This is a genomic window from Salinisphaera sp. RV14, from assembly GCF_052044135.1.
Classification (GTDB): Bacteria; Pseudomonadota; Gammaproteobacteria; order Nevskiales; family Salinisphaeraceae; genus Salinisphaera.
Map to the genome: position 1 here is coordinate 65,098 of NZ_JBQDYF010000015.1, position 20,427 is coordinate 85,524.

The following is a 20,427-nucleotide window of genomic DNA, read 5'->3' on the forward strand; positions in this document are numbered from 1 at the left end:
TTTCCCCCGTCAGCCAGCCGCAGGTCCGTTTGCCACACCGTGCAAGGCTGCGGGCCGTGGCGACGACGTGTTACGCCCAGCTTACAACAGCGCCCGGCGAATCCCTATCCGGCAGGCGGTCGGCTCAGACGGCCGGCCGCAGCCCCGCCGCCGGCGCTGTCATTTCGCCGGCGATGAAACGCGGCTCCAGCGGTCGCTGCACCGAGCGCACGGTATGAATCCGGTCGATCTGCGCCCGCAGCGTTTCCGGCGAGCGGTTGCCGGAAACCGTCAAATCCACATGCAAGCCCTCGGCATCGTGTTCGGCGTGCATGCGCTCGACCACGAACCCGCGGCGACGCACGACCTGCAGCAGGCGCTCCAGGCCGGCCGGCTCGAAATACAGGCAGCAGGTGAAGCGATGATGCTCGGCACTATGATTACAGGACATGGCTCAGGCCTCGGCAATCGACCGCCTGGCAGCGGTCAGCGGTTGGGGGGACGACGATGCGGCGTGCAGCATCTCGCGGTTGGGGCGCCCGGGCGCGACGGTCGGCCACACGTTGTCCGCGCGGTCGATCGCGACGTGCAACAAGGCCGCACCGGGGGCGGCGAACAGGGCCCGCAGGCCGGATTCGATCTCGCCCCAGCAGGTCACCCGATGCGTCGGGATATCGAAGGCGGCCGCGAGTGCGGCGAAGTCCGGATTATCGTCCAGATCGATCTGGCTTTCGCGGTTGGCGTAGAACAGCTCCTGCTGCTGGCGCACCAGCCCCAGACAGGCATTGTCGGCGAGCACAATCTTCACCGGCAGACGATGCCGGCGAATCGTGGCCAGTTCCTGGACGTTCATCATGAACGAGCCATCGCCGGCGACGTTGATGACCGTGCGCGCCGGATACGCGAACTGGGCGCCGATCGCCGCCGGCAGGCCGTAGCCCATCGTGCCCAGGCCGCCGCTGCTCAGATGATTGCGCGGCGCATCGAAGACGAAATGCTGGGCCACCCACATCTGATGCTGGCCCACGTCACAGGCGACAATGGCGTCGGCGGGGGCAGCCGCCGACAGCGCCCGCACGAACGCCGGGCCCGCGACCGGCGCCGCCGGATCGACGGGACTCGTGGCCTTGAAACCATCGCGCGCGCGCCAATCCCGGCACTGGCGCCGCCAGGCCGCGATCGCCAGCGGGCGCGCGGCCAGTACCGCGGCCAGACCCGACAACATGGGGCCGAGTTCGCCGCGCAGGGCAAACTCGGCGCCGCGCAACTTGTTCAGCTCGGCGGCGTCGATATCGAGATGGATCAGCCGTGCATTCGGCGCAAAACCGTCCAGGCGCCCGGTGGCCCGGTCATCGAGCCGCGCGCCCACCACCAACAGCAGATCGCAGGCATCGACCGCCTGATTGGCCGCCTTCGAACCATGCATGCCGAGCATGCCCAGATCCTCGGCGGGCGCGCGTCCGGCGTTGCCGATGCCGTTGAGGCTGTGCACATGCGGCAGGCCCGAGGCCGCCACAAAATCCCGGAATGCCGCCTCGGCGCCGCCCCGGCTCACGCCGCCCCCGCTGTAGAGCAACGGTCGCCGCGCCCGGCGCAACAGATCGAGGATGGACGCGAGTTCCGCGTCCGACGCGCCGCGGGCCGGCGCACGCCGGGGCTCGGCGGCCGCGATGCGCGCCGCGACCGTCACCTCACCCTGCAGCACCTCCTTCGGGATATCGATCCAGACCGGCCCCGGCCGGCCGTTGGCCGCCAGCCGCAGCGCCTGGTCGATGGCCGGGCCGACGTCTTCGGACCGGGTCACGAGCGCACTGTGCTTGACGATATCCAGCGTCATGCCGAGCACATCGACTTCCTGGAAGGCATCCGTGCCGATCAGGGTCGAGGGCGTCTGCCCGGTGATCACCACCATCGGCACCGAATCGCGGTGCGCGTTGGCGACGCCGGTGATCAGGTTAGTCGCGCCCGGGCCCGAGGTGGCAATGGCCACGCCGACCCGGCCGCTGGATCGGGCATAGCCATCGGCGGCGAGCGCACAGCCCTGTTCGTGCCGGCACAGCACATGGGTGACCCTGGCGCTGTCCACCAGCGCGTCGTACAGCGGCATGATGCAACCGCCGGGATAACCGAACACGGTATCGATGCCGTGCGCCTCGAAGATTTCCAGGATTTGTTGTGCCGCGTTCATCGCCTGTCTGCCATTGATCGTCTTGCCGGTCGACCGGCCAAAAAAAACCCCCGGAACCTTGCGGTGCCGGGGGCTTCGAAGTGCTGGGTGATCGGATGTCGGTCTATCTCATCGCCTCACGCACGCCAAAACCCCCGGTGGATACGAGTACCACCAGGGCGCCTACGATGCGTACGTTGATGACATTGAACAGCATGACTGTGCGGTCGAGCCGGCTTCCGATAACAACGGAGTCAGAAGCTACGGCGCCGCCGCTCGGCTGTCAACACCGCTGCGGCATGTTGCCGTTTCACCGCGGCCCGCGCCTGTGCCCATCTTGTCGCCGTCCGCAGCAGGCGCCGCCGTTTCCGGCCGTTGCGGTCTTTCAGCCCCGGCGCCAGGGCGTAAACCATGCCAGCCCGGCTTGCGTGTCATCGCGCGGGATGTATTCACAGCCGATCCAGCCAGAGTAACCCGCCGCGTCGAGCCGCTCGAACAACCACGGGTAGTTGAGTTCGCCGTCGTCGGGTTCGTGCCGCTCGGGCACGCCCGCGATCTGGATATGGCCGATGCGATCCCGGCCGGCCCGGAAGGTGCGCCAGACATCGCCGTCCATGATCTGGGCATGATAGAAATCCATCTGCACCGCCACATTCGTCGCGCCGAGCTCATGCACGATCGCATGCGCGGCCGCCTGCCGGCTGAGGAAGTACGCCGGCATGTCGCGCCTGTTGATCGGCTCGATGAGCGCGGTGATGCCGTACTCGGCAAACCGGCGCGCCGTATGCGCGAGGTTGTCGAGAAACGTCTCGTGCATGGCATCGAAATCCGCCGGCGCGGTCATGTTGCCGGCCATGACGTGCACCCGCGGGCAGTGCAGCCGCTCGGCATGAATCAGCGCGTCTTCGATCCCTGCTCGAAACTCGGCCTGGCGTCCGGGCAATGCAGCAAGGCCGCGCTCGCCGGCCTGCCAATCCCCCGGCGGGGCATTGAACAGCACCAGCTCGAGATCGTGCGCAGCGAGCTGGCGGGCGATCTCGTCGGCGTCGTGGACATAGGGAAACAGAAACTCCACAGCCGCGAAACCCGCCCGGGCAGCGCGCTCAAAGCGCGCGATGAAGTCGACTTCGTTGAACATGAAGCTGAGATTGGCGGCGAAACGCGGCATATCGAACCCGCTTTCAGGAAGACGGGCCGGTACGTGCAGCGACGCGCTCTCCGACACGCCGGCCGTTGTCCAGACAATCGCCCACGGCGATGCCATCGCGCCAGTTGCCGGCGAGCGATAGCCCAGGGTGATGGGCCACAGCGGCGTCGATGGCAGCCAGGCGGTCGAGGTGGCCGATCTCGTACTGTGGAATCGCCTGCGGCCAACGCACGACGCGCTGCCAGATGGGCGCACCGCGGATCCCCAGCAGATCGCTCAGATCGGCGATCACCTGGCCAATATGCGTGGCATCGTCCGTGTCCGTGATCCCGGACGAACGGCGCCCGCCCAGAAACACGCTGAGCAGATGGTGCCCCGGGGGCGCGCGGTTCGGGAACAACGACGATGGAAACAACACACCCAGCGTCTGGCGTTGTTCGAGATGCGGGATCAGCAGCCCGAAACCGTCGAGCGGATGCGCGATGTCGGCGCGCCGAAATCCGAGCGATACGATATTCACCGGCGAATAGACGATAGCCGCCAACGGCCTGGCCAGCGCCGGGTCCAGCGACGCCAGCAGACGTGCGGCGACATGAGCGGGAACCGCCAACACGAGCTCGGGCGCCCGCCAGCGACGGCCGGCATCATCCAGAACTACCCAGTATGCCCCCTCGCGCGCGACGCGCTGGGCCCGGCAATTGCAGGCCAGCGTGGCATTGGGACGCGTGGCGATGACCTCGGCCAGCCGATCGGCGAGCCGTTGCAGCCCCTGCGGGAAACTCAGCAACTTGCCCCGCCATTCACGCGGCATCGATGCCGGCTCGCGGTTCGAGGTCAACAGCCGTGACAGTCCGCCGCGAATCAACGAGCCGTGCGCGCGCTCGAGTTCCACCAGCCGCGGCATGGCGGCCGCGGCCGACAAGCGTTGCGGGTCGCCGGCGTAGACGCCCGACACGAACGGATCGACCAGACGCTCGAGCACCCGGGTTCCCAGCCGGCGCGTCACGAACGTCGCCAGGCTTTCGTCATCCGAGGGGCCACGCCCGACGAACGGCTCGCGCAGCAGACCGCCCCAGCCGCGCCAGCCAATCAGCGGGTTGCCCGGCGCGTTCCAGATCCGCGTCGGCAGTGCCACCGGCTGTCCGTCGAGTGCGACGAAGCGCTTGCGGCTATTCGGGTTCGCGGGCTGGGCCTCGCCCAGCAGCGACAGCTCGCGGATCAGGGCATACAGCGGCGGCTTCATGATCACGGTGTTCGGGCCGTGCTCGATCTGCCATTCGCCCATGCGCTCGCTGCGCAGGGCACCGCCGACCCGGTCCGAGGCTTCCAGCAGCGCGACTTCTCGACCGGCCTTGGCCAACGACCACGCTGCTGCAAGCCCGGTGGCGCCACCGCCGACCACCAGCACGTCTCGGTCCAGGGCCTCGGGCATAACGCCTCACGTTCAGAAAATCAGGCTTTAGTATAGCCATCCGAGCGGCAGGTTTTGCGGCAGATGCCGGCGCCATCCAGCCACCCGGCCCGGCGCTTCCATCCGTTGCCGGGTTGACCCACGTCAACCCGGCGGCATCCGCGCGCGGCGAAACTGGAAGCCCGGATCGTTGGAGCCGTCGCCATGCAACAAACCCTGCTCGTACCGCTCGATCTCAATCAGGCGTCCACTTTCAAGAGCATCTTCGCTGCCGTGGAGCGCATCGCGGACTCGAAGCCGACCCACGTCATCCTACTCACCGTCATTCCCGAAATCACGGCCGGGGTGCTGCCGTTCGTCGGCCTCGACCAACTGAACGATATCGGCAGCCTCGCCTGTGACCAGCTCGAGCGCGTGGCCGGGACATGGCTCGATGAGGCCGTGACATGGGAAATCGAAGCTCGCATCGGCCCCATCGCGCGCACGATCGTGCAGCGCGCGGACCATTTCAATGCCGACATGATCATCATGGCCTCGCACAACCCCGGCCATTGGGACGTGCTGCTCGGCAGCACGGCGGCCCAGGTGGTTCGGCACAGCGCTCGTTCGGTCCTGATCGTTCGGCAACACACGGCAACCGAGCCCGCCGCGCTCGACCCAATCAGCCGTGATGCGCTTTGCCTCTGAGCCGTCACCGGGCAACCGCCCCGGGGACCGGCCGCGATCGCGTTTCCAAGCATCGCGCCGGGATCGCAGAATCCGACGCGACACGGCACCCGCGGCCGGGTCAGCCCTGGTCCTTTTTCGACGGCAATGGGCGCATCGCCTGTGACCAGGGCGGGCGGTGCCATTCCGGATGCTGTTTCCATTCCACCTTCAACGCACGAAACCAGCGTCTGACCGCCGCAACCGACGGCAGCAACGGCGTGTGGCACAGCTCGAAATGTATGCCGCTGATCGGGTCGTCGAAGAAAACCGCATAGTAGCCGGGCGTGTATGCCGAATACTCGGCGGGCGGATCGGTCACCTCGACGCGGTTGCGCAACAGGAAACCCTCGTGGAAGGCGTCCACTTCGCGCCGGTTTCTCGCCCAGAGGGCGACGTGATGAATCCCCGGCGCGTGATGCCTTGAACTCAACGGGGCGCCGCCCGAGGCCGGCTGGATTCCGATATAGCTGTGGAAGAACGGGAAACGGGCCATGTAATACGTGGACCGATAACCGATATCCAGCGTCCAGAAGCTGCGATAGCCGAGCCAGCCGAACATTCGGTCGAAGAACGCAATCGATTCCTCATAGCGAAGAACCGAGAACTCGACGTGATGTACACCCTTCCATCTCATGACGGGCCCCCATCGGATCGAACCACGCCGGCCCACACGCTGGTGAGGCGCATCCTGAGGCACCTACACCATGCGGCCCTGCCGACAATCCCGATCTGATGCGCGGGGCGCGCGGAGCCGGCAAGGCCCATCATGCCGAGCCTTACCGGCCCCGACGCCGAACCGATCGATCAGATAAAACGCTTCTGTTCGGTCTTTGCGGCCTTGGCGGCGCGTTTCTCCTTCAGGGTCCGCGTCGGTTTCTTCTTGTCCAGTTTCTTTCGATCCATTCCCTTGCTCATGACACACGCTCCTGCCTGTTCATTCTGGTAATGGCAAATGCCTTGTCGTCGATGCTGCCCGGGCGCGCCCGGCGCCTCCAAGGCCCGCCGGGCCGTCTTCTCGAACGCGGCCCGTGGCCGTCGGATGCGCAACTCGCAATCGTGGACGCCACCGCCGGCAGCTCGTGTTGAGTGTATGCCAATTCGCGAGCGGACGAACGAAATAGTTGCGGCCTGCAGTCGCCACCGTCACACGACACCCCGAGGCCCGCCCAAACAACAAAACGCGGCAAGCCAGGGCCTGCATTCGATGCACATCGTATGGCGCGGTTATTTCATCTTTTTTAACGACGACCCCGACCCGGCGACTGCCGCATCGGCCCAACGATTTCACGGCCTGCCGCATCCGAAACAGTCGCTTGTGTCTATCTAAGCCGTGAGCGGCTGTTTGGCCGCCCTATGCTCAGGAGAGCGATTGATGAACACAATACCCAGAAGAATCGGCACGGCGGTTGTTTCCACTCTGCTCGGTTGCAGCCTGTTCGCCTTCGGCGCGGGCGTTGCAACCGCCAGTGGCATGCAAGACCAGCCGCCCATGGTGGGCGGCGCGCCGATGTATGCATCGAAGACCATCGTACAAAACGCGTCACAGGCGGCGAATCTGACCACCCTGGTTGCCGCGGTCAAGGCCGCCGGCCTGGCCGGTACGCTTTCGGGACCGGGCCCGTTTACCGTATTCGCGCCCACCAATTCGGCCTTCGACGCCTTGCCGGACGGCACCGTTGCGACCCTGCTCAAACCTGCCAACAAGGCCCGGCTGCAAAAAATACTCACCTACCACGTGATCAGCGGTGACTATGATTCGACGTCGCTGATGCACATGATCGCCGCCAACGGCGACCAGGCGATGCTGGAAATGAAAACCGTGGAAGGCGAGCCGCTCACCTTCAGCATGCAAAACGGCAACCTCATGGTGACCGATGCCCACGGCAACACGGCGACCGTCACCCAGGCCGATGTGACCCAGTCGAACGGCGTGGTCCACGTCATCAACAAGGTGCTGATGCCGTAGCGCCCATTCCCATAGAGCGACGCAAACCACAGGTCACGGGGCTGAGAGCCGACGTGGCCTGTGCCGTTTTCGCCGCCGGGGCGGCCACCGTCCAACACCGGCACCACGGATTTGACGACCGAATGCATCCTCAACCTTTACATTCACCACTGATTGCTTTGTGCGCACAGCCGGCGTAATTTCGAACCACGCTCGACCGGGAGACGTTGCATGCGTCGCGACTCAGCCGCCAGCGAGATCGATCCCCTGGCCGCTGCTTATGTGTTGCCGGACGGCCCGAAGGCCCCTTTCCTGCTGCGAATGCTGCGGGCTCGGCTCGATCGCAGCCAGTCGATGTCGCTCGATCAGCGCCGCGCCCAGTACGGGCCGGATTTCACGCTCAAGCTGCCGTTGTTCGGCCAATGTCTAGTCATCAGCGAACCGGGCGAAGTGCGCCAGATACTCAAGGCCGATCCAGCCGATCTCGGCAACATGGAACCTAATCTCGGTCGCGTCATGGGCTCGGGGTCGCTATTCGCCCGCGCCGGCGAATCGCATCGGGCGCAGCGCAAACTGCTCACCCCGGCCTTCCACGGCAGTCGTCTGGCCGAATATCGCGTCTTGATGGCCGCCGAAGCGCGCGCCGGCATGGCCGCCTGGCCGGCCGGCCAACCCGTGGCCAGCCTGCCGGCCATGAACGCGATCACGCTCAACATCATCCTGCGCACGGTCTTCGGGGCCGAAGGCGAGGACCTGAACACCTTGCGGGGCCTGCTGCCGCGCATGGTCAAGCTCGGTTCGGTCCTGGCGGCCACACCGATGCCCCGATGGGACCTGTTCGGCCTCGCCCCCTGGGGCCGGTTCAACCGCATGCGGGCCGAATACGATGCGATCATCGGCCGGCTGATCGCCCGCGCCCGGGCGGACGCGACCCGCGAGCGGCGCAGCGACATCCTGGCCATGCTCATGGGCGCGACCTACGACGACGGCACGCCCATGAGCGACGGCGAGATCGCCGACGAACTCATTACCCTGCTCACCGCTGGCCACGAGACCACCGCCACAACGCTCGCCTGGGCTGTCGAACGACTGCGTCGTCATCCCGCGTTCATGGCGAAACTGGTCACGGCCGTCGACGACGGCGACGACGCGCTTCTGAACGCCTTCATCAACGAAGTGCAGCGCACGCGTCCGGTGATCGCGATGACCTTCCGCAAGGTGCTCGCCGACGGCTACGCCATCGGTCGCTGGCGCGTGCCGCGCGGCATGCACATCATGATCGGCATTTCACTGGTCCAGACCGACCCGCGCCTGTTCGACGCGCCGCACCGCTTCCGCCCCGAGCGCTTTATCGACCAACGCCCCGATCCCTACGAACTGATCCCGTTCGGCGGTGGCGCGCGCCGGTGCATCGGCGCCGCATTCGCACACATGGAACTGCAGATCGTGCTTCGCACCCTGTTGACCGAGCACACCATCACACCCACCGACCAGCGCAGCGAAGCCTGGAAATCGCGCGGCGTCGCCTTCGCGCCGGCCGACGGCGGGCAGATCGTACGCTATCCGCGCCGCCCCGCGTGAGCCGGCCGAAGCCCCACAAGCCCGGCGTGCCCACGCCCCGGCGCGCCGACTCGAACACCACCGCGCCACGCACGCCGTGCGATCATGTCGCATGAAAGACTTCACCGAACTCGCCCTGCGCCAGGAGCTGATCGACAGCGCCTCGGCTCGCGGCTTTGCCCGCCCGACCCCGATCCAGGCCCAGACATTGCCCGCCATCCTCGATGGCGCCGACGTGCTGGGCCAGGCCGATACCGGAAGCGGCAAGACCGCCGCCTTCGGATTCGGACTGCTCAACAAGCTGGTTGTCGACCTGGCCCGAACCCAGGCGCTCGTGCTGTGCCCGACGCGCGAACTGGCGGACCAGGTCGGCCAGGCATTGCGTCAATTCGCGGCCGCCATCCCGAACGTCAAACTGATGACGCTATGCGGCGGCGCCCCCATGCGCGCCCAGGTCAATTCGCTCGGCCAGCCGCCGCATATCATCGTCGGCACGCCCGGCCGCGTGCTGGCGCACCTGCGGCGCGAGAGCCTGGACACGAGTGCCTTGCAGACCCTGGTGCTCGATGAAGCCGATCGCATGCTCGACATGGGCTTCATCGCGGATATCGAGGCCATCGTCGGCTACCTGCCCGGCCAACGGCAGACCCTGCTCTTCTCGGCGACCTGGCCCGAGGCCATACGCGACATCTCGAGCCGGCTGCAGCGCAACCCGAAGCAGATCACCGCGACCCGCGGCGAGAGCCCGCCGCTACGCATCGCCCAGGTCTTCCATCTTGTCGATGATGCCGACAAGCTGATCGCCCTGGAACGGGTTCTGGCCGATTCAAAGCGGCGCCAGAAGACATTCTCCCAGGCCCTGGTGTTCTGCAACCGGCGCGCCGATGTCGATCGCGTCTGTGCGCATCTGAACAAGCGCGGGGTGTCCGCGCTGGCGTTGCACGGCGACCGCGAACAGCGCGAGCGCGACGAAGTGCTGCTGCGTTTCGCCAACCAGAGTTGTGCCGTGCTGGTCGCCACCGATGTGGCCGCACGCGGCCTGGATATTACATCGCTGCCATTGGTGGTGAGTGTCGACCTGGCCCGCGATATCGATACCCACACGCATCGTATCGGCCGCACCGGCCGGGCCGGCGAATCGGGGCGGGCGGTGTCGTTCTGCACGCCGCGCGAACGCGAGCGCGCCGAGCGCATCGCCGTCGCCGCCGGCATTCGGCTGAACTGGTCGCGCTGGCCCGACAACGACGGCTCGGCCCGTGTCGAGCCGCCGATGGCCACATTGGTCATCCAGGGCGGCCGGCGCGACAAACTACGCCCGGGCGATATTCTCGGCGCGCTCACCGGCGAAGGCGGATTGACCGGCGACGAAGTCGGCAAGATCGAGATCACCACGCTGCGCGCCTATGTCGCCGTCGCACGATCCCGGGCCAAACCCGCGCGTGACCGGCTGCGGCAATCCGGGATCAAGGGCCGCCGCTTTCGCGTGGGCGTGCTGGGCGATTGACCGGCGCGATCACGAACTTGGCAGCTCTCCTCCGGATCGGACCTGCGGCAGTCATTCTGCTGCGGGAGACCGTGCCTTATCGGGCATACGGCAGCAACTACCAGACGCCCGGAGCGCCCGCTCGGTTACTTTCCGCCAGAGAGTAACGCGGCCGCGTCGGGATCGATGCGCCCCGGTTCGTGCTCAGTTCAACCCGAGGATTTCCCGGTTGCGTTCGTCGCTCGCCTGGTCGTCGCCGGCGAAATCGTCGAATGTGGTGGTGGCCGGGCTGATCATGTGGTCGCGTATGAAACGCGCACCTTCGGCGGCGCCCTGTTCCGAGTCCTTTATGCAGCACTCCCATTCCAACACCGCCCAGCCGTCGAAGCCATACTGGGTCAATTTGCTGAAAATGCTTCGAAAGTCGACTTGTCCGTCACCCAGCGAACGGAACCGGCCGGGGCGGTCTACCCAGCGCTGATAGCCGCCGTAGACGCCGCTGCGCGGACTCGGACGAAATTCGGCGTCCTTGACGTGGAACATGCCGATACGCTCGTGATAGCAGTCGATGAAGCCGCTGTAATCCATTTGCTGCAGCAGGAAATGGCTGGGGTCGTAAAGGATCTGCGCCCGGGGATGACCGTCGACCTTGTCGAGAAAACGCTCGAACGTCACGCCGTCGTGCAGATCCTCGGTCGGATGGATTTCGAAACATAAGTCCACCCCCTCGGCATCACACACATCCAGTATCGGCCGCCAGCGCCGCGCGAGCTCCGTGAAGGCCTCGTCGACGAGTGCTTGGGGTTGCTGCGGAAAGGGATAGAAGAACGGCCACAGCAAGCCGCCCGAGAAGGTCGCCAACTTGGTCAGGCCAAGACGGCGGCTGGCTTGGGCCGTCAGCTCGAGCTGCCTCGTGGCCCAACGCGTTCGGGCCTCGGCATCGCCATGCACATGAGCGGGCGCAATGCTGTCGAACAGCGCATCGCCACCCGCCGGCACGGCGACAAGCTGGCCCTGGAGGTGCGTTGACAGCTCGGTGATGGTAACACCCGCAGCTTCGCACTGGCCCTTCAGTTCGTCGCAATAAGTCTGGCTGGTGGCCGCCTTTTCCAGATCGATACAGCGCTCGTCCCCGCTGGGGACCTGGATACCCTCATAGCCGTGAGATGCTGCCCAACGGGCGATACGCTCCAGCGCATCGAACGGCGGCCGGTCCGCGAGGAACTGAGCGAGAAAAATGCCGGGCCCTTTCATTCCCGAATAGTTTTCATGTGCCATTATCGTCGGTCCTCCGACTGGATGTTTTTAGACGTGGCGGAGCGCGGTCCACTGGCTGCCTTGGCTGTGGCTGGTCAAGGCCGCCTCGATAAAGGCCATGCCCCGCCGGCCCTCGACGCCGCCAAGCAAACCGGGCACTTCACGCCGGCCTGCCCTGATCGCAGAGGCGAAATCCGCGTAGAGGTTGGCCATGGCCTCGAAATAACCTTCCGGATGGCCGCCGGGCAGACGGATTCTCTCGCGTGCGGCCGGGTACAGGCCTGGCTGGTCGAGCCCCGAGCGATAAAAAAGCGCCGGCTCGCCACGGCGCCGGTACAGCAGCGTCGATGGCACCATTTGCCGCCATTCGATCCCTCCTAGATCGCCATAAACTCTTATTTTCAGTGCATTCTCTTCACCTGCGCAGATCTGGCTCGCAATCAGCGTCCCGGTCGCACCTTGTTCGGTGCGCAGGAGTATGTCGCCGTCGTCATCGAGCGAGCGCTGTGCTCCATGCGTACCGAGTGCTGCGCATACTTCGGCAACGCGATGACCGGTGATGAATTCGGCCAGGCTGAACGCATGGGTACCGATATCGGCCAGGCAGCCACTTTTCCCGGCAGTCGAGGGTTGGGTCCGCCAGACCGCCTGCTTGACCCCCCGGGCTTCGGGCTCATCGGCCAGCCAGCCTTGTGGGTATTCAACGTGTATCTTGCGCACTGCGCCGATCCGGCCGTCGGCGACCAGCGCCCGGGCCTGATGCACCATCGGATAGCCGTTGTAGGTATAGGTCAGCGCATAGACCCGGTCGCTGGTCTCGAGCAGCCGGCCCAGCGCCATGGTTTCGTCCAGACTGACCCCGGCCGGCTTTTCGCACATCACATGAAACCCCTTTTGGATGGCGGCACTTGCAATCGGCACGTGCAGGTGGTTCGGGGTCGCGATCACGATGGCGGCGGCGCGCTGGTCGGCGGGCAACTCCGCCTCCCGCGCCAACATCGTCTCCCAGGTGTCGTATACACGCGAGGCCGGCAAGCCCAGCGCCGCGCCGGAGCGGCGGTTGTTGTCAGGGTCCCGACTCAGGGCGCCGCAACAAAGCGTGAAATGATGGTCGAGCATCGCCGCGCGGCAATGGGCCTTGCCAATGAAGGCGCCCTCGCCGCCGCCGACCATGCCGAAGCGGATGGGGGTGTCGGATTCGGTGTCCATAGCTCACTCCTTGGGCGGGGTCTGACAGACAAACCGGTTTTTACTTTTCTTGGCGACTTCGCCTGCTTCCGGCTGACACACTGGCAGCCGCTTTTCGGAAGCCGCGTCGAACAGGCGAACATCCTCGCGTGCGACATAAAGCATGACGTCCTCGCCGCGCTCCACCGCCGGGCGGCCCGCCTGCGCGATGACGAGGGTTTCGGGTCCGGCGGTGGCGTTGACATAGGTCATGCTGCCGGTCGACTCCACGGTGTCGACCGTTGCCGGCAAGCCAATGCAGTTCGGCCGTTCCACGAAAGAGATTTGCTCGGGCCGCAGCCCCACGAGCACATCGCGACCGGCCTCCACATCGGCCGCCACCGGCAATGTCCGCGGGCCATCCAGGCGCACGCTCAGGCCATCGGGACCGCTGACCGCGGCAATGAAGTTCATCGCCGGCGAGCCAATGAAGCTGCCGACGAAGCGGTTGGCCGGACGGTCGTAAAGGTCCAGTGGCCGGCCCTGCTGCTCGATGCAGCCGCTTCGCAGCACCACGATATGATCGGCCATGGTCATCGCCTCGACCTGGTCGTGCGTCACATAGATCGAGGTCGCACCGAGCCGCTCATGCAGTTTCCGGATCTCGCCACGCATGCGGACACGGAGCGCGGCATCGAGATTGGACAACGGTTCATCGAACAGAAATACCTTGGGATCGCGCACGATCGCCCTGCCCATGGCCACGCGCTGACGCTGGCCTCCGGAAAGCGCCCGGGGCATGCGACCGAGAAGGGCTTCGAGGCCCAGTGTACCGGCCGCCTCGCGCGTCGCCGCCTCGATTCGGCTCTTTTCCATCCGCCTGATACGCATGGAAAAATTCATATTCCTTTCGACCGTCATATGTGGATAAAGGGCATAGGACTGAAACACCATCGCTACGTCGCGCCGCCGTGGCGGGCGGTGGGTGACGTCATCGCCGGCAATGCGAACCGCGCCCGACGACGCCTTTTCCAGGCCCGCGATGGTGCGCAGCAGGGTCGACTTGCCACATCCGGAGGGCCCCACCAACGCCACGAAAGCGCCCTTCGGCACCGCTAGCTCGATGTCATGGAGTGCATGGAAATCGCCGAAATGCTTGTTCAGCTTGTCGATTTCGATCTGTTGCATGGCCGGACTCACTTCAGCGCACCGGCGGTCAGGCCGCTGACGATGCGCCGCTGCAGAAGAATGAAGATGATGAGAATGGGCGTTACATAGATGGCGGCGTAGGTCATGATGTCGGACCAGTCGCTGCCGTTGGGCCCCATGAAGCTCATCAGCCCGACCGTCGCCGTCTCGTACTGGTCCTTCGAAATCAGCGAGCGCGCGTAGACGTATTCGCCAAAGGACTGCAAAAACACCAGAACCGAGGTCACCAGGATGCCGTTGCGCGCCAGCGGCAGATTGATGCGGACAAAAGCGCCGATCCGAGAGGTGCCATCGACCAGCGAGGCATCCTCCAGCGCCCGCGGCACCTGCAGGAAGGTGGCGCGGCAGAGCACGATGTAGAGCGGCAGCATCTTGGCGGACTGGGCGAGGATTACCGACAGCCGCGGCCACTCGAGCAGGCCGACCAGATTGAAGGCCACGAACAGGGGTGTGACCATCAGTGACGACGGCAGCACTTGCATCATCAGAATCGCGAACAGCGCAATGTCGATCCAGATATTGCGATAGCGTGCCAGCACATAGGCGCAGCCCGTGCCGATCAGCGCCACCAGTGCCGTCACCCCGCCCCCGACGAGCAACGAATTGAGAAGATAATGCCCCATCCGGGTTTGTTCCCAGACCGATACAACGTGGAGATGCGGCACCCTGGGCCAGAAGTCCGGCGGGTTCTTGAAGATTTCCGCGCCGCTCTTCAGCGCCGTGACATACATCCAGTAAAGCGGAAAGAGATAGATCGCGGCAAAGGTGAGACCGACGACGAGCAGGACATAGCGCTTCATACGTTCGCCCTCACGCAACGTGCTCATGACGCGTCGAGCGCGTGTAAATCAAGGCCACACCGATGACGACCAGAATCATCAGCACGGATACCACGCTGCCCTGCGACAAATTGTAGGTCTGGAAGGAAAGCTGCCAGGACCAGTACTGCGCGACGTTCGAGGCATTCGACGGCCCGCCCTGCGTCAGGGCCGCGATCAGGTCGAACTGTTGCAGGGTAAAGATGATGCCAAGCGCTGTGACGGCACCGATCTGCGCGCGCATCAGCGGCAGGGTGATCGAGCAAAACCGCCGCAAGGCGCCGGCGCCGTCGAGTTTGGCAGCCTCGTAGATGTCGTCGGGAATCGCCGCAAGCCCCACCGACAGAAGAATCATGTTGAAGGGAATGCCCAGCCAGATATTGGCAATGACGATGGAATAAAGGGCGTAGTTGGGATTGGATAGCCAGTAAATGGGGTCGTCGATCAAGCCGAGCGACGTCATGAGGTAGTTCAGAACGCCGAAATCCCCGGCGAGAATCCATTTCCAGACCGCGCCGACGACGAGCGCCGGCATTATCCAGCCGGCCAGGAACAGCCCCCGCAGATATTGCGCCCCGGGAAAGTCCTGCCGAAAGTACAGTGCCAGCCCGAAACCGATCGAAAGCTGGAAAACGATCGACAGCACTACGAATTTGACCGTGTTCCAGAAAATCGGCAAGGCCAGCGGGTCACTCAGTACGGCTTCATAGTTCTTGAGGCCGACAAACGGCCGGTCGAGCGAGGCGAGGTTGAACAGATCCACAGACTGCAACGACATGATTACGTTGTAGACGATCGGAAACGCCGAAAAGACGAACAGATAGGCCACCGCGAATCCGACCAGCAGCGCGTCGAAGCCGCGCCCATCTCGTATTGATCCGAATAGGCTTTGCATCAGCACGCCCCCCCCGGGTCGCAGACGCATCGGCGCCGCAGAGCAGGGAAGGCACGGGCCGACCTCTCCCGTTTCGCGCTCCACCTGTTATTCCCCGGTGACACTGTCAATTCTCTTCTGCGCCGCGGCGAGCGCCGCCTTGGCACTTTTCTGATGCGTCAGCGTCTGCTGCACGGCCGAGTAGATCGCCCGGGATATCCTGGACCATTCGGGGCTCGGACCGCGTACCCGCGCGTACTTCATGCTTTTCTTGAAAACGCGGAAACTCTTCGGCCATTTCGGGTTCTTCACCGCAACCCTGGAGGCCGGCAGGTAACCAAAGCGGTTCCATACCGTCGGCATCTGTTTGTAGGCGAATTCCAGGAACTTGAAAGCCGCCTCCGGGTGCTTGGTATTGGCGAGAATGACATTGTCGCCGCCACCGAGCGCCGAGGCGTGCTGGCCGTTTTTCGCCGGGATCGGCAGCATCGCGGCCCGGAAGTCGAAATGCGCGTCCCTCTGCATTCGCGGCAACTCCCACGGGCCGGAAATCGCCATCGCCGCGTTGCCGGCGACGAATGTCGCGGTGCTTTCCCACTGACTGTGAACCAGAGTGTCGGGCGAGGCGATCTTTTGGTCGATGAACTTCTTCCACAGATTGAGCGCACGCACCGCACCGGGCGTGTCGATGCGATTCCAGTTGCCACCGGTCATCTGCACCCAGGGAAGGAACTGGAAGGTGCCCTCGCCATTCGCCTTGGCGCAGAATGTCAGTCCGTAGACGTTCTTCTTCGGATCGGTGAGCGTCCTGGCATCCTGATAGAGCGCTTTCCAGGTCTTCGGTGGCTTGTTCGGATCAAGCCCGTGTGCCTTGAACATATCGGCGTTGTAGTAAAGCACCAACGTGTTGGCGCCGCGTGGGATGCCGTAGATCTTGCTTTTCCAGGTCACCGCCTTGAGCGGCCCCGGATAAATGTCACGGGTATCGAGAACATTCGACTTCTTCACGTAGCGGGTGAGATTGAGAAGCAGATGGCGCGAAGCGAACAGGGCCACGTCCGGATTGTCGACATAGGTGATATCGGGCCCCCCACCGGTCGCCATCGCGCGGGCGAGCTGGTGGACCATGTCGCTGAAATCAACGGTCTTGACGTGGATCTTGATGTTCGGGTTCTGTTTCTCGAACGCCTTGGCGAGCACATAGTCGTATTGCCCGGGATGATCAATCGTCCAGATGGTTAACGTGATGGGGGACGCCTGCGCGGCAATCGACCCAACCAGCAGTGCCGAGCCGGCGATCAATAGGGAAAATCGTTTCATTGTCATCTCCTCCTTGATGTTCGACGCCCGGGCGCTCTCGCGGCGTTGCCCCGGGCGCCATCCGGTCAGCCGGGATTTTCCAGGTAGTCGCCACCACGGCAGGACTTCAGATAGTTCAGGCCGGCAACCTGGCCGGTCATTTCCAGGGCATCGCGATACACGGGGTCATGCCAGCCCTCGATGTCGATCGATCCGGTCCAGCCGGCCAGCCGCAACTCTGAAATGACGTCCGTCCAGTTCGTATCACCGAAGCCGGGGGTGCGCATGAACACGCACGGCTCCTTGCCGAAGACACCGTGCTCGCGAATCACATCCCAGCGGATCGTGGCGTCCTTGCCATGCACGTGAAAGAACTTCGGCGCCCATTTACGGATCTGCGGCAGCGGGTCGATGAGATAGACCATCTGGTGGCAGGGCTCCCATTCGAGCCCGATATTGTCGGCCGGCAGCAGATCGAACATCAGTTCCCAGGCATCGGGGTTGTGGGCGATGTTCCAGTCACCACGAGCCCAGTTGCCGTCCATCGCACAGTTTTCGAAGGCGATGCGCACGCCATTGTCGGCCGCCCGCTTGGCCAGGTCCGACCACACCGCCTTGTAGCGCGGCAGGCTGGCCTCGATCGGCTGGTCGCGCAGGCGCCCGGTAAAGCCGGCGATGGTGGTGGCGCCGAAGTGATGCGCGTTGTCGATCAGCGTCTGCCAGCCCTTGAGTGTCTCGGCATCGATTTCGGTCTGCTCGAGCGGGTTGCCGAACATGCCCAGCGTCGACATGGTCACATCGGCGTCGCCGATCACTTCCTTCAGCTCGCCCGCCAGGCGCGGCAGATCCTTGTTCATCACCTGCCAGAAGAACGGCTCGATACTCTCGAAGCCGTGCGGCAGGATGTCGCGGACATAGCCGGCGGGGTCGTCGTCATTCGCCTTGATCATGGTTCCGATGCGGATGTCCTTGGCCGGGTCGCTCACAGCTGGGCTCCTTGTTTCAGGTCGTGATGTCGATGCGTTGCCCGGTCTCGGCGCTCTCCATCGCGGCAAGCACCATGGCCAGGCTTTTGATGTTCTCGTGGGCAACGGTTTCCGGCACGGGCCCGCCGTTGACCGCGTCGATGAAGTCCCGAAGGACGCCGAGGTGGCCGCCGGCCCGTCCGCCGGGTTCGGCCGAGGGGGGCAAGGGCGGCACGTCGACCGCCGTGACTGGCGAGAAGAAGCCGGGCCCGGCCCCGCTTTCCAGGACCTCGGCGCGCAGCGAGTCCGCGCCGTCCCAGACCACGGAGCCGCGCGTGCCGACGATGCGCCAGGCGCCCTCCCAGCTCGTCGCCAGTCCGTCGGCACACCAACTGCCCCGATAGCTGAAGACCGCGCCCGCGGCGAGACGGAAGATCGCCGCCGCCGAGGCGCCACTGGCATACCAGGAATTGCTCGGCTCCCACTCCTCGGCATAGACGGCGACCGCGTCGTCGCCGGCGAGGTAGCGGCCGGCATCCAGAGTATGGATGGCCATGTCGAGCAGCAGAACGTGGGGCATTTCCTCGCGAAAGCCGCCGAAGTGCGGGCCCAGAAAGAAATCGGCGTGCAGACTCGTCACCTCGCCGATCGCCCCCCTTTCGATAAAGGCCCGCAGACGACGGACCGGCTCGATGTAACGGCGGTTCTGGACGACGGCGTGCAAACGCTGGGCCGCGTCGGCCCGGGTCAGAAGGTCGCGCGCCTCGGCAAGCGTCGGCGCCAACGGCTTTTCGGAAAGCACATCGCAGCCGGCGGCCAGCGCCTTGCTGACGACTTGATGACGCGCCGACGGCACCACCACATCGAAAACAAGATCGGGCCCGGTCTGGGCGAGAACGGCATCGAGATCGTCCCCGACGACCACCGCATCGAGCCCGAATTCCCCGGCCCGCCGGCGGGCCTGCCGCTGATCGATATCGACCAGACCGACGATGGCAAGGCCGTCGATTTCGGCGGCGGCCTGCAGCCAGGCCCGGCTCATCGAGCCACAGCCCACGAGGACGGCTCGCATCATGCTCTCCTCCCGTTTACGGCCGGAAACCATTGGAAGTGTCGTCTGTTTATTTGGCTCGTAAACGTTTACGATAAAAATATAAGAAGATTATTCCTGTCAACACTTTTTTTCTGGATAATCTGGATGGAGACCGCGAACGTACCGTCAGAAAGAAGACAACAGACCGCAGACTTACCGAGAAAAAAAAGGATATAAATATTGAATATCAAGATGTTGGCAAAAGAACTCGGCATCTCAATCGGCACCGTTTCGCGGGCCCTGAATGGCCGCCCCGACGTCAATGCCGAAACTCGTGAACGGGTGCTGGAAGCCGCCGATCGGCTGGGCTATGCGCCAAACCAGTCGGGACGCAGCCTCAGACAGGGCACCACCAACGCCATCGGTTTCATGATCCAGACCGGCCGCGAGGCCATGGGGGAAAGCGACAGCTTCTTCATGCCGCTGTTCAACAGCGTCCAGACCGTTCTCGAGGAACAAGGCATGGACCTGATCGTGCTCACCTGCAGCACGCATCAGGATCCAGAGGCCTATCTGCGACGGGTGGTTTCGCGGCATATCGTCGACGGACTCATCCTGTCCGCCACGCTGCGCGTGGACCCCCGCATCACGCTGCTTGAGAAGCGCAATATCCCCTTTGTCACGCTCGGCCGCAGCGAGAGCGGTCGCGACCATCCCTGGATCGACCTGGATTTCGAGCACTTCGCGCGGTCCAGCGTCGCGCGGCTGGCCGAACTGGGACACCGGAGCATCGCCATCACGGCACCGGCGAGCGACCTCAATCTGGGCTTCGTTTTCGTCGACGCCTATCGACAGGCGCTTGCCGAGCATGGCCTGGCCTTCGATCCCCGTCTCGTGCTTCGCGGCATTCCGACCGAGGCAGGCGGCCTTGAAATCGGCAAGGCTTTTCTGGCGCTCGAGACGCAGCCCGATGCGATCATCCTGGTCAACGAAGTGCTCGCCCTCGGTTTCTATCGCGTCCTTCAGGACGCGGGGCTCATGCCCGGTCGCGATGTCGCCGTCATCGGTTTCAAGGAAAGCCCTCAGACTCGCTTCCTGACCCCCTCGCTGACCGCTTTCCGGATGTCTCTTCACGAGCTCGGCACCGAACTGGCGCGGACGCTGCTCGCGACCATGCCGGCATACATGAACGCCTTCCCCGACCAGCCCCGGCAGCGGCTCTGGCCAATGCAGATGGTTCACGGTGAAAGCGAGGGCAAGGCACGGCGATGAGTCGTATCAGGGAATACCGCGAATGGCATGGAAAAGCGCCGAAATAGTAAGATAAACTTGTGTCACAGAACACTGATATATCCGACGTCAACTACTTTGACCGGTTTGATGACAATTAGAATGGCCGGTCGAT

Annotated in this window: 19 protein-coding genes; 5 read left to right on the forward strand and 14 right to left on the reverse strand. The window is 64.4% G+C overall.

Features of this window, described 5'->3' with window-relative positions; translation table 11 throughout:
- Positions 1 to 124: 124 nt before the first annotated feature.
- The 4 genes from ACS8Y6_RS14145 to hemG all read right to left on the reverse strand — a co-directional run bounded on the left by ACS8Y6_RS14145 (position 125) and on the right by hemG (position 4,725).
- A complete protein-coding gene (locus tag ACS8Y6_RS14145) occupies positions 125 to 430 on the reverse strand; it encodes an ACT domain-containing protein (RefSeq protein ID WP_440855808.1) in 306 nt (101 codons plus the stop codon).
- 3 nt (positions 431 to 433) lie between these two features.
- Positions 434 to 2,167, reverse strand: coding sequence for an acetolactate synthase 2 catalytic subunit (gene ilvG / locus ACS8Y6_RS14150; RefSeq protein WP_440849492.1), 1,734 nt, complete (start codon positions 2,165 to 2,167; stop codon positions 434 to 436).
- 364 nt (positions 2,168 to 2,531) lie between these two features.
- Positions 2,532 to 3,314, reverse strand: a complete 783-nt coding sequence (gene otnI / locus ACS8Y6_RS14155) for a 2-oxo-tetronate isomerase (protein ID WP_440855809.1) — start codon at positions 3,312 to 3,314, stop codon at positions 2,532 to 2,534.
- A gap of 13 nt (positions 3,315 to 3,327) precedes the next feature.
- Positions 3,328 to 4,725, reverse strand: a complete 1,398-nt coding sequence (hemG, locus tag ACS8Y6_RS14160; protein ID WP_440849494.1) for a protoporphyrinogen oxidase — start codon at positions 4,723 to 4,725, stop codon at positions 3,328 to 3,330.
- Between the two features lie 183 nt (positions 4,726 to 4,908).
- Here hemG and ACS8Y6_RS14165 point away from each other — a divergent pair, with 183 nt between their 5' ends.
- The gene (locus ACS8Y6_RS14165; protein ID WP_440849495.1) at positions 4,909 to 5,391 is read left to right on the forward strand and encodes a universal stress protein; all 483 of its coding nucleotides are present in this window, start codon (positions 4,909 to 4,911) and stop codon (positions 5,389 to 5,391) included.
- 100 nt (positions 5,392 to 5,491) lie between these two features.
- Here ACS8Y6_RS14165 and ACS8Y6_RS14170 read toward each other — a convergent pair whose 3' ends face one another.
- Both ACS8Y6_RS14170 and ACS8Y6_RS14175 read right to left on the reverse strand, forming a co-directional pair.
- On the reverse strand, positions 5,492 to 6,046 hold the full coding sequence (locus ACS8Y6_RS14170; protein ID WP_440849496.1) for a VOC family protein: 555 nt from the start codon (positions 6,044 to 6,046) through the stop codon (positions 5,492 to 5,494).
- Positions 6,047 to 6,216: 170 nt separating this feature from the next.
- Positions 6,217 to 6,459, reverse strand: coding sequence for a hypothetical protein (locus ACS8Y6_RS14175; protein ID WP_370453173.1), 243 nt, complete (start codon positions 6,457 to 6,459; stop codon positions 6,217 to 6,219).
- Positions 6,460 to 6,784: 325 nt separating this feature from the next.
- Between ACS8Y6_RS14175 and ACS8Y6_RS14180 the strand changes: the two genes are divergently transcribed.
- The 3 genes from ACS8Y6_RS14180 to dbpA all read left to right on the forward strand — a co-directional run bounded on the left by ACS8Y6_RS14180 (position 6,785) and on the right by dbpA (position 10,421).
- Entirely contained in the window at positions 6,785 to 7,378 is a 594-nt protein-coding gene (locus tag ACS8Y6_RS14180; RefSeq protein ID WP_440849497.1) for a fasciclin domain-containing protein, read from the forward strand.
- Positions 7,379 to 7,588: 210 nt separating this feature from the next.
- A complete protein-coding gene (locus ACS8Y6_RS14185) occupies positions 7,589 to 8,938 on the forward strand; it encodes a cytochrome P450 (RefSeq protein ID WP_440849498.1) in 1,350 nt (449 codons plus the stop codon).
- Between the two features lie 91 nt (positions 8,939 to 9,029).
- Positions 9,030 to 10,421, forward strand: a complete 1,392-nt coding sequence (gene dbpA, locus ACS8Y6_RS14190; protein ID WP_440855810.1) for an ATP-dependent RNA helicase DbpA — start codon at positions 9,030 to 9,032, stop codon at positions 10,419 to 10,421.
- 183 nt (positions 10,422 to 10,604) lie between these two features.
- Here the strand turns inward: dbpA and ACS8Y6_RS14195 are convergent, their stop codons facing one another.
- From ACS8Y6_RS14195 to ACS8Y6_RS14230, 8 genes are all read right to left on the reverse strand, one after another.
- Positions 10,605 to 11,678, reverse strand: a complete 1,074-nt coding sequence (locus ACS8Y6_RS14195) for a sugar phosphate isomerase/epimerase family protein (RefSeq protein WP_440855811.1) — start codon at positions 11,676 to 11,678, stop codon at positions 10,605 to 10,607.
- Between the two features lie 27 nt (positions 11,679 to 11,705).
- Positions 11,706 to 12,830 carry a Gfo/Idh/MocA family protein gene (locus ACS8Y6_RS14200; protein WP_440855812.1) on the reverse strand — a complete coding sequence of 375 codons (1,125 nt, stop codon included), beginning with the start codon at positions 12,828 to 12,830 and terminating at the stop codon, positions 11,706 to 11,708.
- Positions 12,831 to 12,869: 39 nt separating this feature from the next.
- Positions 12,870 to 14,012: an ABC transporter ATP-binding protein gene (locus ACS8Y6_RS14205; RefSeq protein ID WP_440855813.1), complete on the reverse strand. Its 1,143-nt coding sequence runs from the start codon at positions 14,010 to 14,012 to the stop codon at positions 12,870 to 12,872.
- 8 nt (positions 14,013 to 14,020) lie between these two features.
- Positions 14,021 to 14,860, reverse strand: a complete 840-nt coding sequence (locus ACS8Y6_RS14210) for a carbohydrate ABC transporter permease (RefSeq protein WP_440855814.1) — start codon at positions 14,858 to 14,860, stop codon at positions 14,021 to 14,023.
- Positions 14,844 to 15,746, reverse strand: coding sequence for a carbohydrate ABC transporter permease (locus tag ACS8Y6_RS14215; protein ID WP_440855818.1), 903 nt, complete (start codon positions 15,744 to 15,746; stop codon positions 14,844 to 14,846). Before ACS8Y6_RS14215 ends, ACS8Y6_RS14210 begins: the two co-directional genes overlap by 17 nt.
- Before the next feature lie 87 nt (positions 15,747 to 15,833).
- A complete protein-coding gene (locus ACS8Y6_RS14220) occupies positions 15,834 to 17,045 on the reverse strand; it encodes an ABC transporter substrate-binding protein (RefSeq protein WP_440855815.1) in 1,212 nt (403 codons plus the stop codon).
- 65 nt (positions 17,046 to 17,110) lie between these two features.
- Positions 17,111 to 18,010: a sugar phosphate isomerase/epimerase family protein gene (locus ACS8Y6_RS14225; RefSeq protein ID WP_440855816.1), complete on the reverse strand. Its 900-nt coding sequence runs from the start codon at positions 18,008 to 18,010 to the stop codon at positions 17,111 to 17,113.
- 16 nt (positions 18,011 to 18,026) lie between these two features.
- On the reverse strand, positions 18,027 to 19,064 hold the full coding sequence (locus tag ACS8Y6_RS14230; RefSeq protein WP_440855819.1) for a Gfo/Idh/MocA family protein: 1,038 nt from the start codon (positions 19,062 to 19,064) through the stop codon (positions 18,027 to 18,029).
- Positions 19,065 to 19,262: 198 nt separating this feature from the next.
- Here ACS8Y6_RS14230 and ACS8Y6_RS14235 point away from each other — a divergent pair, with 198 nt between their 5' ends.
- Positions 19,263 to 20,294 carry a LacI family DNA-binding transcriptional regulator gene (locus tag ACS8Y6_RS14235; RefSeq protein ID WP_440855817.1) on the forward strand — a complete coding sequence of 344 codons (1,032 nt, stop codon included), beginning with the start codon at positions 19,263 to 19,265 and terminating at the stop codon, positions 20,292 to 20,294.
- The last annotated feature ends 133 nt before the right edge of the window (positions 20,295 to 20,427 follow it).

Bases quoted from the DNA above. Each gene is read 5' to 3' on its own strand.
- ACS8Y6_RS14220 (WP_440855815.1), bottom strand. From the start codon at position 17,045: ATGAAACGATTTTCCCTATTGATCGCCGGCTCGGCACTGCTGGTTGGG.
- ACS8Y6_RS14195 (WP_440855811.1), bottom strand. From the start codon at position 11,678: ATGGCACATGAAAACTATTCGGGAATGAAAGGGCCCGGCATTTTTCTC.
- ACS8Y6_RS14170 (WP_440849496.1), bottom strand. From the start codon at position 6,046: ATGAGATGGAAGGGTGTACATCACGTCGAGTTCTCGGTTCTTCGCTAT.
- hemG (WP_440849494.1), bottom strand. From the start codon at position 4,725: ATGCCCGAGGCCCTGGACCGAGACGTGCTGGTGGTCGGCGGTGGCGCC.
- ACS8Y6_RS14230 (WP_440855819.1), bottom strand. From the start codon at position 19,064: ATGATGCGAGCCGTCCTCGTGGGCTGTGGCTCGATGAGCCGGGCCTGG.
- ACS8Y6_RS14165 (WP_440849495.1), top strand. From the start codon at position 4,909: ATGCAACAAACCCTGCTCGTACCGCTCGATCTCAATCAGGCGTCCACT.
- ACS8Y6_RS14145 (WP_440855808.1), bottom strand. From the start codon at position 430: ATGTCCTGTAATCATAGTGCCGAGCATCATCGCTTCACCTGCTGCCTG.
- dbpA (WP_440855810.1), top strand. From the start codon at position 9,030: ATGAAAGACTTCACCGAACTCGCCCTGCGCCAGGAGCTGATCGACAGC.
- ACS8Y6_RS14200 (WP_440855812.1), bottom strand. From the start codon at position 12,830: ATGGTCGGCGGCGGCGAGGGCGCCTTCATTGGCAAGGCCCATTGCCGC.
- ACS8Y6_RS14180 (WP_440849497.1), top strand. From the start codon at position 6,785: ATGAACACAATACCCAGAAGAATCGGCACGGCGGTTGTTTCCACTCTG.
- ACS8Y6_RS14210 (WP_440855814.1), bottom strand. From the start codon at position 14,860: ATGAGCACGTTGCGTGAGGGCGAACGTATGAAGCGCTATGTCCTGCTC.
- ACS8Y6_RS14205 (WP_440855813.1), bottom strand. From the start codon at position 14,012: ATGCAACAGATCGAAATCGACAAGCTGAACAAGCATTTCGGCGATTTC.
- ACS8Y6_RS14215 (WP_440855818.1), bottom strand. From the start codon at position 15,746: ATGCAAAGCCTATTCGGATCAATACGAGATGGGCGCGGCTTCGACGCG.
- otnI (WP_440855809.1), bottom strand. From the start codon at position 3,314: ATGCCGCGTTTCGCCGCCAATCTCAGCTTCATGTTCAACGAAGTCGAC.
- ACS8Y6_RS14185 (WP_440849498.1), top strand. From the start codon at position 7,589: ATGCGTCGCGACTCAGCCGCCAGCGAGATCGATCCCCTGGCCGCTGCT.
- ilvG (WP_440849492.1), bottom strand. From the start codon at position 2,167: ATGAACGCGGCACAACAAATCCTGGAAATCTTCGAGGCGCACGGCATC.